This window comes from Anoxybacillus sp. ST4 (assembly GCF_019448545.1).
Classification (GTDB): domain Bacteria; phylum Bacillota; class Bacilli; order Bacillales; family Anoxybacillaceae; genus Anoxybacillus; species Anoxybacillus pushchinoensis.
Genome location: NZ_JAHZOE010000003.1, coordinates 65,304 through 77,711 on the forward strand (window position 1 = coordinate 65,304; position 12,408 = coordinate 77,711).

Annotated in this window: 10 protein-coding genes; 8 read left to right on the plus strand and 2 right to left on the minus strand. The window is 47.9% G+C overall.

The features are described from left to right. The first annotated feature begins 74 nt into the window (after window positions 1–74). The 8 genes from K1I44_RS03620 to pyrE are packed head-to-tail and all read left to right on the plus strand — an operon-like array spanning window position 75 to window position 9,517. Window positions 75–998, plus strand: coding sequence for an aspartate carbamoyltransferase catalytic subunit (locus tag K1I44_RS03620; protein WP_219985304.1), 924 nt, complete (start codon window positions 75–77; stop codon window positions 996–998). After that, on the plus strand, window positions 964–2,247 hold the full coding sequence (locus K1I44_RS03625; RefSeq protein ID WP_219985305.1) for a dihydroorotase: 1,284 nt from the start codon (window positions 964–966) through the stop codon (window positions 2,245–2,247). The genes K1I44_RS03620 and K1I44_RS03625 overlap by 35 nt, the downstream gene beginning before the upstream one ends. Continuing rightward, entirely contained in the window at window positions 2,247–3,341 is a 1,095-nt protein-coding gene (locus K1I44_RS03630; RefSeq protein ID WP_219985306.1) for a carbamoyl phosphate synthase small subunit, read from the plus strand. Before K1I44_RS03625 ends, K1I44_RS03630 begins: the two co-directional genes overlap by 1 nt. Then, window positions 3,334–6,525: a carbamoyl-phosphate synthase large subunit gene (gene carB, locus K1I44_RS03635; RefSeq protein ID WP_219985307.1), complete on the plus strand. Its 3,192-nt coding sequence runs from the start codon at window positions 3,334–3,336 to the stop codon at window positions 6,523–6,525. The genes K1I44_RS03630 and carB overlap by 8 nt, the downstream gene beginning before the upstream one ends. Then, window positions 6,522–7,283 (plus strand): dihydroorotate dehydrogenase electron transfer subunit, encoded by a 762-nt coding sequence (locus tag K1I44_RS03640; protein ID WP_219985308.1) that lies wholly within the window; start codon window positions 6,522–6,524, stop codon window positions 7,281–7,283. Before carB ends, K1I44_RS03640 begins: the two co-directional genes overlap by 4 nt. After that, complete coding sequence (locus K1I44_RS03645) at window positions 7,280–8,218, plus strand: dihydroorotate dehydrogenase (protein WP_091700034.1); 939 nt, start codon at window positions 7,280–7,282, stop codon at window positions 8,216–8,218. Before K1I44_RS03640 ends, K1I44_RS03645 begins: the two co-directional genes overlap by 4 nt. Further along, window positions 8,190–8,903 (plus strand): orotidine-5'-phosphate decarboxylase, encoded by a 714-nt coding sequence (gene pyrF / locus K1I44_RS03650; RefSeq protein ID WP_219985309.1) that lies wholly within the window; start codon window positions 8,190–8,192, stop codon window positions 8,901–8,903. The genes K1I44_RS03645 and pyrF overlap by 29 nt, the downstream gene beginning before the upstream one ends. Then, on the plus strand, window positions 8,903–9,517 hold the full coding sequence (gene pyrE, locus K1I44_RS03655; protein WP_219985369.1) for an orotate phosphoribosyltransferase: 615 nt from the start codon (window positions 8,903–8,905) through the stop codon (window positions 9,515–9,517). Before pyrF ends, pyrE begins: the two co-directional genes overlap by 1 nt. Window positions 9,518–9,560: 43 nt before the next feature. Here pyrE and K1I44_RS03660 read toward each other — a convergent pair whose 3' ends face one another. Together K1I44_RS03660 and K1I44_RS03665 are read right to left on the minus strand one after the other, a co-directional pair. Continuing rightward, a complete protein-coding gene (locus tag K1I44_RS03660; protein WP_219985310.1) occupies window positions 9,561–10,511 on the minus strand; it encodes a hypothetical protein in 951 nt (316 codons plus the stop codon). Window positions 10,512–10,613: 102 nt separating this feature from the next. Continuing rightward, entirely contained in the window at window positions 10,614–12,323 is a 1,710-nt protein-coding gene (locus K1I44_RS03665) for an Rqc2 family fibronectin-binding protein (protein WP_219985311.1), read from the minus strand. Window positions 12,324–12,408 lie beyond the last annotated feature (85 nt).

A 12,408-nucleotide genomic window follows, 5' to 3' on the forward strand; every position in this document is an offset into this window, starting at 1 on the left:
ATGTTTTCCTCATGCTTTTCAACACCTTGCCTCGCATGGCAAGGTGTTTTTTTACTAAAAAGGAGGAGTCTTGTATGCATTTACTTACGTTAACCGAGTTGTCCGTTGATGAAGTGCTTGCCATTTTGCATGAAGCGGAACGATTTGCGAACGGAGAAACATGGAAAACAAATAAACAAACGTTTGTGGCGAACTTATTTTTTGAACCGAGTACGCGTACAAAATGCAGCTTTGAAATTGCAGAACGAAAGCTTGGGCTAGAAGTCATTCCGTTTGATGCACAAATGTCGAGCGTCCAAAAAGGAGAAACGTTATACGATACGATTCGGACGTTGCAAGCGATCGGCGTAGAGGCGGTCGTCATTCGTCATCCGTCTGACGATTACTTTGAACCGTTGCGCGATGTAGTCCATATCCCGATCATTAACGCCGGCGATGGGTGCGGTCACCACCCGACGCAATCGCTGCTTGATTTAATGACGATTTATCAGCAGTTCGGCACGTTTATCGGGCTTCAAGTGGCGATCGTTGGTGACATTCGTCATAGCCGTGTCGCCCGCTCCAATGCTGAAATATTAACGAGGCTCGGCGCTAACGTCTTATTTTGCAGCCCGCCCGAGTGGCAAGATGCGACGAATCCGTTCGGCACGTACGTGGATTTCGATACGGCAGTAAAAGAAGCGGATGTCGTCATGCTCCTTCGCATTCAACATGAACGCCACGAACGACAAATGGGGTGGACGAAGGAACAATACCACGCTCAGTACGGGTTAACGATCGAGCGAGAAAAACAGATGAAGAAAACGAGCATCATTTTACATCCCGCTCCTGTCAATCGCGATGTAGAAATTGCAAGCGAACTCGTCGAATGCGAACGTTCCCGCATTTTTAAACAAATGGAAAACGGTGTATACGTGCGCATGGCTGTATTGAAACGCGCGCTACAAAAAGGGGGAGAGCGAAATGGCTATCATTTTCAAACGTGCGCGCTCGCTTAATGAACGAGGCGAGCTAGTGTTGACGGATATAAAAATAGACGGAGGGCGCATCGTTGCGATCGCCCCGTGCATCGAGGCACACGATCGCGAGGAAGTGATCGATGTATGTGAACAATTTATCGCGCCGGGGTTTATTGACGTGCACGTTCATTTGCGCGAGCCGGGTGGCGAGCATAAAGAAACGATTGCGACAGGAACGTTAGCGGCAGCGAAAGGCGGATTTACGACGATCGCCGCCATGCCGAACACAAAACCTGTTCCCGATTCGAAACAACAAATGGAATGGCTTATGCAGCGCATTCGCGAAACAGCGCATGTGCGCGTGTTACCGTATGCCGCCATTACCGTGCGCCAAGCAGGTAAACAGCTCGTTGACTTTGCCGCATTGAAAGAGGCGGGGGCGTTTGCGTTTACGGACGATGGCGTTGGGATACAAAGCGCGCGCATGATGTACGAGGCGATGCAGCAAGCTGCTGCTCTCGATATGCCGATCGTCGCACATTGTGAAGACGAAACGCTGACGTATAAAGGATGCGTGCATGACGGAGCGTTTGCGAAACGACACGGACTGACCGGTATTCCTTCCGTTTGTGAAGCGGTACATATTGCGCGCGATGTGTTGTTAGCGGAAGCGACAGGTTGCCATTATCACGTTTGTCATATGAGCACGAAACAATCGGTGCGCATCGTGCGCGAAGCAAAGCGGGCAGGTATTCGCGTCACCGCTGAAGTGACGCCGCACCATTTACTTCTTTGCGATGAAGACATTCCAACGTTAGACGCAAACTTTAAAATGAATCCACCGCTGCGCACGAAAGAAGATCAACAAGCGTTAATCGAAGGATTGCTTGATGGAACGATCGATTTGATCGCGACTGACCATGCCCCTCATACAGAAGAAGAAAAAAATGAAGGAATGGTGTTCGCCCCGTTTGGCATCGTTGGGTTAGAAACCGCTTTTCCGCTTTTATACACGCACCTCGTTGAAAAAGGAGTATGTACGTTAAAGCAGCTCGTCGATTGGCTTGCGAAAAAACCAGCGGAAACGTTTCGTATCGACGGTGGCGAGCTGAAAGTTGGGGCAAAAGCAGATTTTGTCGTTATCGATTTACATACGGAACAAGTTATCGATCCTCATACGTTTGCTTCAAAAGGAAAAAACACACCGTTTGCAGGCTGGGTATGTAAAGGATGGCCGACGATGACGGTCGTCGACGGAAAAATCGTTTGGCAGAAAGGGAGAGAGTGATGAAGCGACAACTCATTTTAGAAGACGGTACGCGCTTTGTTGGCGAAGCGTTTGGAAGCACGGTGCAAACAATCGGCGAAGTTGTTTTTCATACAGGAATGACAGGATATCAAGAAATTTTAACCGACCCATCGTATTGCGGACAAATCGTGACGATGACGTATCCGTTGATCGGCAACTACGGCATAAATCGCGACGACTTTGAGTCGATTGAACCATACGTGTTCGGTTTTATCGTCAAAGAAGCGTGCTCATCGCCGTCCAATTGGCGGTGCGAACATACGCTTGACGACTATTTGCGCATGAAAAACATCCCGGGATTAGCAGGAGTAGATACGCGGAAACTGACGCGCATCATCCGCCAACACGGCACGTTAAAAGGAATGATTTGCGACATGGACGTATCTGTTGAAGAGGCGGTTGCCCATTTAAAAGAAACGGAGCTTGCGCGCGATCAAGTGAAGCGCGTCTCGACAAAAAGTCCGTACGCTAGTCCAGGGCGCGGCCATCGCGTTGTATTGATCGACTTTGGCATGAAGCACGGCATTTTGCGCGAGTTAAATAAACGAGATTGTGACGTCGTCGTGCTCCCGTATAACGCAACAGCAGAAGACGTGTTGCGCCTTCATCCAGATGGGGTGATGTTATCAAACGGACCGGGGGATCCGAAAGATGTGCCAGAGGCGCTTAATATGATTCGAGGTGTGCTCGGCCACGTTCCGCTTTTTGGCATTTGTCTTGGTCATCAACTGTTTGCGCTCGCTTGTGGGGCGAATACGGAAAAAATGAAGTTCGGTCATCGCGGTTCGAACCACCCTGTCAAACATATAGAAACAGGAAAAGTCGCGATGACGTCGCAAAATCACGGTTATACCGTTACGGAACAGTCGCTCGTTCATACGCGGTTAGAAGTGACGCACATCGCGTTAAACGACGGAACGATCGAAGGAATTCGCCATCGCGACGTTCCAGCGTTTACGGTGCAATTTCATCCGGAGGCGTCGCCAGGGCCAGAAGATGCTAACGACTTGTTTGATGATTTTATCGCTATGATCGAACAGTTTAAAAAAGAAAGAGGTGCCATTCATGCCTAAACGTCAAGATATTGAAACGATTCTCGTCATCGGATCAGGGCCGATCGTCATCGGGCAAGCAGCGGAATTTGATTACGCAGGGACGCAAGCATGTTTAGCCTTAAAGGAAGAAGGATATAAAGTCATTCTCGTCAACTCGAATCCAGCGACAATTATGACCGATACAGAAATTGCCGACAAAGTATACATGGAACCGTTAACGCTTGAATTTGTTGCGCGCGTCGTTCGCAAAGAGCGTCCCGATGCGATTTTGCCGACGCTTGGCGGACAAACGGGCTTAAATTTGGCGGTCGAATTAGCGAAAGCAGGCGTGCTTGAAGAGTGCGGCGTTGAAATTCTCGGCACGAAATTAGAAGCGATTGAAAAAGCGGAAGATCGCGAGCAATTTCGCGCGCTCATGAACGAACTTGGCGAACCTGTGCCAGAGAGCGCTATCGTTCATAGTTTACAAGAAGCATATGCATTCGTCGCACAAATCGGTTATCCTGTCATCGTCCGACCGGCGTTTACGCTCGGTGGAACAGGAGGAGGCATTTGTACGAACGAAACAGAGTTGATTGATATCGTTTCAAGCGGCTTAAAAATGAGCCCTGTCCATCAATGTTTATTAGAAAAAAGCATCGCAGGTTATAAAGAAATCGAATACGAAGTGATGCGCGATGCGAAAGATAACGCCATCGTCGTTTGCAATATGGAAAATATTGATCCTGTCGGCATTCATACGGGCGATTCAATTGTCGTCGCTCCGAGCCAAACGTTAAGCGATCGCGAATATCAACTGTTGCGCAACGCGTCGCTTCGCATTATTCGCGCGCTCGGCATCGAAGGTGGGTGCAACGTGCAACTTGCGCTTGATCCGCACAGTTTTCAATATTACGTCATTGAAGTCAACCCACGCGTCAGCCGCTCATCGGCACTCGCTTCGAAAGCGACCGGATATCCGATCGCCAAGCTAGCTGCAAAAATTGCGGTCGGTTTAACGCTTGATGAAATGATGAATCCGGTGACAGGAAAAACGTACGCTTGCTTCGAGCCGGCGCTTGATTACGTCGTCACGAAAATCCCGCGCTTTCCATTTGATAAATTTGAATCAGCGAACCGTCATCTCGGTACGCAAATGAAAGCGACAGGCGAAGTGATGGCGATCGGGCGCACGTTTGAACAGTCGCTATTAAAAGCGGTGCGCTCGCTCGAAACGAACGTGTACCATCTTGAGTTAAAAGAACAAGTCGATGATGCGCTATTGCAAAAACGCATTCAAAAAGCGGGGGACGAACGGTTATTTTACATTGCAGAAGCGTTTCGACGCGGCGTAACGGTCGAACAAGTGCATGCATGGAGTCAAATCGATGTATTCTTTTTAACAAAAATTGCAAGTATTGTAGAGTACGAATCAGTTGTACGTGAACATGTTGGCGATATAGACGTACTAGCGAAAGCGAAAGATATCGGATTTTCCGATGTGGCGATCGCGAAACTTTGGAACATGACGGAGCGCGACGTATACGACATGCGCAAACGAGCAGGACTCACGCCTGTCTATAAAATGGTCGATACGTGCGCGGCAGAATTTGAATCAGAAACGCCGTATTATTACAGCACATACGAAGAAGAAAACGAATCTGTTGTTACCCCGCGCGAAAGCGTCGTCGTGCTCGGCTCAGGTCCGATTCGCATCGGGCAAGGAATTGAGTTTGACTACGCGACCGTTCATTGCGTATGGGCGATTAAAGAATCAGGGTACGAAGCAATCATTATTAACAACAATCCAGAGACGGTATCTACCGACTTTAGCATTTCCGATAAGTTATATTTTGAACCGTTAACGATTGAAGATGTGATGCACGTCATTGATCTCGAACAACCGATTGGCGTGATCGTCCAATTCGGCGGTCAAACGGCGATCAACTTAGCGGCGGAGCTAGCCGCGCGCGGCGTGCGCATTCTCGGTACGTCGCTTGAAAATTTAGATCGCGCTGAAAACCGGGACAAATTCGAACGGACGCTGGCGCAACTTGGCATTCCGCAACCGAAAGGAAAAACGGCATGTTCAGTTGATGAAGCGGTACACATTGCCCAACATATCGGTTATCCGGTTCTCGTGCGTCCATCGTACGTGCTTGGCGGTCGGGCGATGGAAATCGTATATAAAGAGGAAGAGCTCCTTCATTACATGGAACATGCGGTGAAAGTCAATCCACAACATCCGGTATTAATTGACCGCTATTTAATCGGGAAAGAAATTGAAGTCGATGCCATTTCAGACGGTGACGATGTATTTATTCCGGGCATTATGGAACATATTGAGCGCGCCGGAGTTCATTCCGGCGATTCGATCGCCGTCTATCCACCGCAAACGTTAACGAAAGATGTACAACAGCAAATTGTCGACTACACGATTGCGCTTGCGAAGGGGCTAGGCATCGTCGGTTTATTAAACATTCAATTCGTCTTATACGACGGAGACGTATACGTATTGGAAGTAAATCCACGGTCGAGCCGCACCGTTCCATTTTTAAGTAAAATTACGAACGTGAAAATGGCAAACATCGCAACAAAAGTCATTTTAGGGGCGAAGTTAAAAGAACTTGGTTACAGTACAGGATTAAAAGAAGAAAGCGAAGGCGTCTATGTAAAAGCACCTGTCTTTTCATTTGCGAAGTTGCGCAACGTCGATATTTCGCTCGGTCCAGAAATGAAATCGACCGGGGAAGTAATCGGAAAAGACGATACATTTGCGAAAGCGTTGTATAAAGGGCTCGTCGCTTCAGGTATTCACATTCGTCCGTACGGGGCGGTATTGTTAACTATTGCCGATAAAGATAAAGAAGAGGCGATCGATATCGCGCGGCGTTTTTACCATATTGGCTATCAGCTGCTTGCGACAAACGGTACGGCAAACGTGTTGCGCCAAGCAAACATTCCGGTCACAGTCGTAAATAAAATTCATACCGGCTCGCCAAACATTCTTGACGTCATTCGCCAAGGCGAGGCGCAAGTCGTCATCAATACGTTAACGAAAGGAAAAGAAACAGAAAGCGATGGTTTCCGCATTCGTCGCGAAGCAGTAGAAAACGGCATTCCGTGCGTGACATCGCTCGATACAGCGAAAGCGATGCTTCTCGTCTTAGAAGCGATGACTTTTTCGACAACGGCGATGGCAGAAAAGAAGGTGGGCGTATGAAAGACATGATGACGGTTGTGTCGAATCGCCCGATCGCCCATCGCATTTATGAGCTTGTTCTTTCCGGTTCGCTCGTTCAACATATGCATATACCGGGACAATTTGTGCATATGAAGGTGGGAGCGACGCCGCTATTACGGCGTCCGCTCAGCCTTTGCGACATCAATCAAAAGGCGAATGAGTGCACGATCATTTACCGTGTAGAAGGCGCAGGAACGACGCTTCTTTCACAAAAAGCACGTGGCGAAACAGTCGATGTGCTCGGTCCACTCGGGAACGGTTTTTCGGTAACAGCGGCAAAAAGAGGAGAGCGAGCTTTGCTTGTCGGAGGAGGCATCGGCGTTCCCCCGTTGTTTGAGCTCGCCAAACAGCTTAGCCAAAACGGTGTTTTCGTCACGACCGTGCTCGGTTTTCAAACGAAACATGTCGCGTTTTATGATGAAAAATTTGCATCGTTCGGCGAGATGTACGTTGCGACAGTCGACGGTTCATATGGCATGAAAGGATTTGTCACCGATGTCATTCGGGCAAATGATCTGTCGTTTGATGTGTTGTACGCTTGTGGACCGAAGCCGATGTTGCGGGCGCTTGCGAATGACTTTCCGCATCAACAAGTATATTTGTCGCTCGAGGAACGAATGGGGTGCGGCATCGGAGCTTGCTTCGCTTGCGTTTGCCGCGTACCTCATAGCGAGACGGCATATAAAAAAGTGTGCAGCGATGGACCAGTATTTCGAGCGGGGGAGGTGTTGTTATGAACCGGCTTGCAGTAGAGCTTCCAGGACTATCATTAAAAAATCCGATCATGCCGGCATCTGGATGTTTCGGGTTTGGACGGGAGTATGCGGCGTATTATGATTTAAGCGTGCTAGGCGCAATCATGATTAAAGCGACGACGTTAGAGGCGCGCTTCGGTAATCCAACCCCACGGGTAGCAGAAACGCCAAGCGGCATGTTAAATGCGATCGGGTTGCAAAATCCGGGTGTAGATCGAGTAATAGCTGAAGAATTGCCGTGGTTAGCGCAATACGACGTGCCCATTATCGCCAACGTTGCCGGTTCAACGATGGAAGAATATGTAGAAGTGGCGAAGCGTATATCAAAAGCGCCAAACGTTCATGCGCTCGAGTTAAACATTTCATGCCCGAACGTGAAAAAGGGCGGCATTGCGTTCGGTACCGTTCCTGAAGTTGCCGCCGAACTGACGCGAGCGGTAAAAGAAGTATCTGACGTCCCTGTATACGTGAAGCTATCGCCGAATGTGACAAACATTGTACACATGGCAAAAGCAATCGAGCAAGCTGGAGCTGACGGGTTGACGATGATTAATACGTTGTTAGGTATGCGTATTGACGTCAAAACTACGAAGCCGATTTTAGCGAATCGAACTGGCGGTCTATCTGGCCCAGCGATTAAGCCGATTGCTATTCGGATGATTTACGAAGTGAGCCAAGCCGTATCCATTCCGATTATCGGGATGGGTGGAATTGAAACGGCGGAAGATGTTATTGAATTTTTTTATGCCGGTGCGCGTGCGGTCGCGATCGGAACGGCCAATTTTATCGACCCGTACGTCTGTCCAAACATTATTCGCGACTTGCCGGCGCTGTTAGATGAACTCGGTGTCGATCACATTTCGGAATGTACGGGGAGGAGTTGGAACAATGGATCAACCGTTCATTGTGGCGCTTGATTTTTCATCAAAAGAAGAAGTGCAGTCGTTTTTACAGTTATTTTCCGATACGTCGCTATTTGTCAAAGTCGGCATGGAGCTATACTTTCAAGAAGGTCCGACGATTATCGACGAACTAAAGCAGCGTGGCCATTATATTTTTTTAGATTTAAAGCTTCATGATATCCCAAATACAGTTAAGCGAACGATGAAAGGGTTGGCAAAATTAGGAGTTGATTTAGTAAACGTCCACGCATCAGGGGGAAGCGCGATGATGCGTGCGGCGTTAGAAGGATTAGAGGAAGGCACGCCGCACGGCATGAAGCGCCCACGCTGTATTGCGGTGACACAACTGACGAGCATAAGCGAACAGATGCTTGTTCATGAGCTATTAATTGACCGCACGATGAAAGACACAGTGCTCCATTACGCTTCGCTTGCACATGATAGCGGGCTGGACGGGGTCGTTTGTTCCGCCCAAGAAGTGCCGCTTCTTCGCGCACGTTTTGGCCCAACGTTCATTACCGTCACACCCGGCATTCGTTTTGCGAACGAGGCAAAGGGTGATCAAGTGCGCGTCGTAACACCAAACGAAGCAAGACAGCTCGGAACAACTTATATCGTCGTCGGACGAAGCATCACGAAAGCGCATGATCCACACGAAGCGTATGAGCGGTTAAAACGGGAATGGGATGGTGAACAATGATGAAGAAACAAATCGCAAAACAACTTCTTTCGATCGGTGCGGTGTCGTTAAGCCCGAACGAACCGTTTACATGGTCTTCAGGCATACAAGCGCCCATATATTGCGACAACCGACTGACGCTAGCTTATCCAGCGACAAGACGGATGATTGCCGATGAGCTAACAGCGTTCATTCGCACGCATTTCCCCCATGTCCACGTCATTGCTGGAACAGCGACCGCAGGCATTCCTCATGCCGCATGGGTGAGCGAACGGCTCGATGTGCCGATGTGCTATGTGCGCAGTCAAGCGAAAGGACATGGAAAAGGAAAACAAATCGAAGGGAAAGTAGAAAAAGGGCAACACGTCGTCGTCGTGGAAGATTTAATTTCTACAGGAGGCAGTTCATTAAACGCTGTGCGCGCCTTGCGTGAAGCAGGATGCGAAGTGCTTGGGGTCGTCGCCATTTTTACATACGGATTAGAAAAAGGAAAACGCGCGTTTGAACAAGAACGCGTTCCCGTCTATACCGTTACTGACTACGATGCGCTCATGGAAGTAGCGCTAGAACTCGGTATCATTACCGAGGAGGAGCGAGCAACGTTGCATCGTTGGCGTAGTCAGTTAGAAGCATAAAGAAAAGGGTGTCTAACGAGTGACACCCTTTTTTATCTTATGTTCATTTAGTGGAAACAGCGTTTGTTTTTAAGTAGTGGATATCGTTTGCTTGTTGAATCGAACGGAGTGATAGTGCTTGTAGAATCGTTTCTTGATGCGCTATTTTCTCGAACCCTTCTTCCATTTGTTGCGACAACTGTTCGATTTGCTGTTTCATGGCTGGAATTTCTTGCACATGCAACTCTACAACAGTCATTCGTTCCATCAACTGCCCAACCATTTCACGAATTGCTGGCACAAGCGCCACATCATCTTTCGTCGCCATGCGCTGCTCGATGCTTGCGATATCGTCTTTTGTAGCCATGCGCTGCTCGATGCTTGCGATATCGTCTTTTGTAGCCATGCGCTGCTCGATGCTTGCGATATCGTCTTTTGTAGCCATGCGCTGCTCGATACTGATGATATCATCTTTCGTTGCCATCGTTTGCTCGATTTGATCGATGCGCTTATTCACAGCAGCGATATCATCTTTTGTAGCCATGCGCTGCTCGATACTGATGATATCATCTTTCGTCGCCATCGTTTGCTCGATTTGATCGATGCGCTTATTCACAGCAGCGATATCATCTTTTGTAGCCATGCGCTGCTCGATGCTGATGATATCATCTTTCGTCGCCATCGTTTGCTCGATTTGATCGATACGCTTATTCACAGCAGCGATATCATCTTTTGTAGCCATGCGTTGCTCGATACTGATGATATCATCTTTCGTCGCCATCGTTTGCTCGATTTGATCGATGCGCTTATTCACAGCAGCGATATCGTCTTTCGTGGCCATGCGTTGCTCGATACTGATGATGTCGTCTTTTGTTGCCATCGTTTGTTCAATATGGTTGACGCGACTTTCTAATGCCCGAATGTCATCTTTTAACGCGGCGACGTCGTCCTTTGTTGCCATGTTTGCTCGCAAAAATGAAAGCTCATCAAAAATGCGCTGCAACAACTGTTCCACCCATCTCACCTCCTTTTTCCGTTTCTATTATACCATCATTCGACAAAGAGAGAACGTAAAAATGACAAAAAATTTTGATTACATATGAACCCCGCCTAACATTTAGACGGGGTTTTTCATCCGCACAACCAACTCCTCATCCGGTGTGACGTAAACGGTCTGTTGGTTTTCGTAAATGACAAAGCCCGGTTTGGCGCCGCTCGGTTTTTTGACGTAGCGGACGCGCGTATAGTCGACCGGAACGGAACTAGAATGGCGCGCTTTGCTGAAGTAAGCGGCTAAATGAGCGGCTTCGATGATCGTCTGTTCAGACGGTTGCTTGCTTTTAATGACGACGTGGGAGCCTGGGATGTCTTTCGTATGAAGCCAAATGTCGTCTTTGCTTGCGAATTTGTTCGTCAAATAGTCGTTTTGTTTATTATTTTTGCCGACAAAAATGTCGGTGCCGTCGCTCGATACGTAGCGCTCAAGCTCGATCGTGCGCGGCTTTTGTTTTTTCTGTTTTGTCGTTTTAGCGCGCAAATAGCCTTGTTCGATCAGTTCGTCGCGAATGTCATCAATATCTTTTGGCGAGGCGGTTTCGAGCTGTTGAAGGATCGTGTCAAAATATGCAATTTCTTCTTTTGTTCGTTCGATTTGTTCTTGGACGATCGAAATGGAATGTTTTGCCTTTTGGTATTTTTGAAAATAGCTTTGTGCATTTTCGGACGGCGTTTTTTGTTCATCGAGTGGAATAGTGATCGTACTCCCGTTTTCGTCGTAATAGTTGACGACTTCCACTTCATTCATTCCGCGTTTGACTGCATAAAGATTTGCGGTTAACAATTCCCCATATAGTCGGTATTGTTCCGCCTGCTTTGCTTCCTCTAACGTTTTTTCTAATTTCAACAGCTTTTTCTCATTTTTCGCTTTTTCATTTGTGACAAACCGCTCTAAGTCGTGTGCTTGTTGTTTGACGCGGTCGCGTTCGGCCTTTCCGAAGTAAAAGCGATCGAGCATCTCACTGAACGTAGCAAACGACTGCACTTCCCCGTCCATATGCGTAAGAGGTAAAGCGTAAAATATTTCTTTTTGTCCGCGATATATACACGGAGTAAATGCTTCATTTCGCACTTCTGCGATGAGTGACATAAAGCTTTTCGGCAACGTTGCTCGATTAGCTAGCCCAGCTCGATGGACAACTTCGCGCGCAAACAACGGCGAGATGCCCATAAATGTGGCGACGAGTTGATCAGCTAGTTTTCCAGCGAGAAAATCGATTTTTTTTACTACCGTTTCTTCTGTCGCCTCAAGCGGATTCATTTTATTATGCGACGGCGGCGAAATATACGGCGCCCCTGGAAGAACCGTCCGGTAACGGTTGACCGCAGGCGAAAGATGTTTCACGCTGTCGATGATCGTATTCGTCTGTGCATCGACGAGAATGATGTTGCTGTGGCGGCCCATCATTTCGACGATGAGCTGTTTTGTACAAACATCGCCGAGCTCGTTTCTTGTTTTTACGTGAATGATGACGATGCGATCAAAATCGACTTGCGTAATCGCTTCAATGATTCCTCCTTCCATATGTTTGCGCAACAACATACAAAACATCGGCGGCTCGTGAGGGTTGTCGTACGTTTCGTTTGTTATATGCATGCGCGCATACGTCGGATGGGCAGATAACAACAATTTATAATTGCTTCCGTGCGAGCGAATATGAAGCAATAATTCGTGCGGAAACGGCTGATAAATTTTCGAAATGCGTCCGCCGACAAGCGCTCGCTGTAATTCTTTTGTCATGGCATATGTAAATACTCCGTCAAACGACATAAGAAACACCTTTCTCTTTTTTTCTTTTCATTATACCATATCATTTTTTCGTACATGCCTGAATAAGCTGTCATAGATAAGACAA

What these genes read in the sequence shown, in the direction of transcription:
- K1I44_RS03630 (WP_219985306.1), top strand. Translation starts at nt 2,247, where the DNA reads ATGAAGCGACAACTCATTTTAGAAGACGGTACGCGCTTTGTTGGCGAA.
- K1I44_RS03620 (WP_219985304.1), top strand. Translation starts at nt 75, where the DNA reads ATGCATTTACTTACGTTAACCGAGTTGTCCGTTGATGAAGTGCTTGCC.
- pyrF (WP_219985309.1), top strand. Translation starts at nt 8,190, where the DNA reads ATGGATCAACCGTTCATTGTGGCGCTTGATTTTTCATCAAAAGAAGAA.
- pyrE (WP_219985369.1), top strand. Translation starts at nt 8,903, where the DNA reads ATGAAGAAACAAATCGCAAAACAACTTCTTTCGATCGGTGCGGTGTCG.
- K1I44_RS03625 (WP_219985305.1), top strand. Translation starts at nt 964, where the DNA reads ATGGCTATCATTTTCAAACGTGCGCGCTCGCTTAATGAACGAGGCGAG.
- carB (WP_219985307.1), top strand. Translation starts at nt 3,334, where the DNA reads ATGCCTAAACGTCAAGATATTGAAACGATTCTCGTCATCGGATCAGGG.
- K1I44_RS03665 (WP_219985311.1), bottom strand. Translation starts at nt 12,323, where the DNA reads ATGTCGTTTGACGGAGTATTTACATATGCCATGACAAAAGAATTACAG.
- K1I44_RS03640 (WP_219985308.1), top strand. Translation starts at nt 6,522, where the DNA reads ATGAAAGACATGATGACGGTTGTGTCGAATCGCCCGATCGCCCATCGC.
- K1I44_RS03645 (WP_091700034.1), top strand. Translation starts at nt 7,280, where the DNA reads ATGAACCGGCTTGCAGTAGAGCTTCCAGGACTATCATTAAAAAATCCG.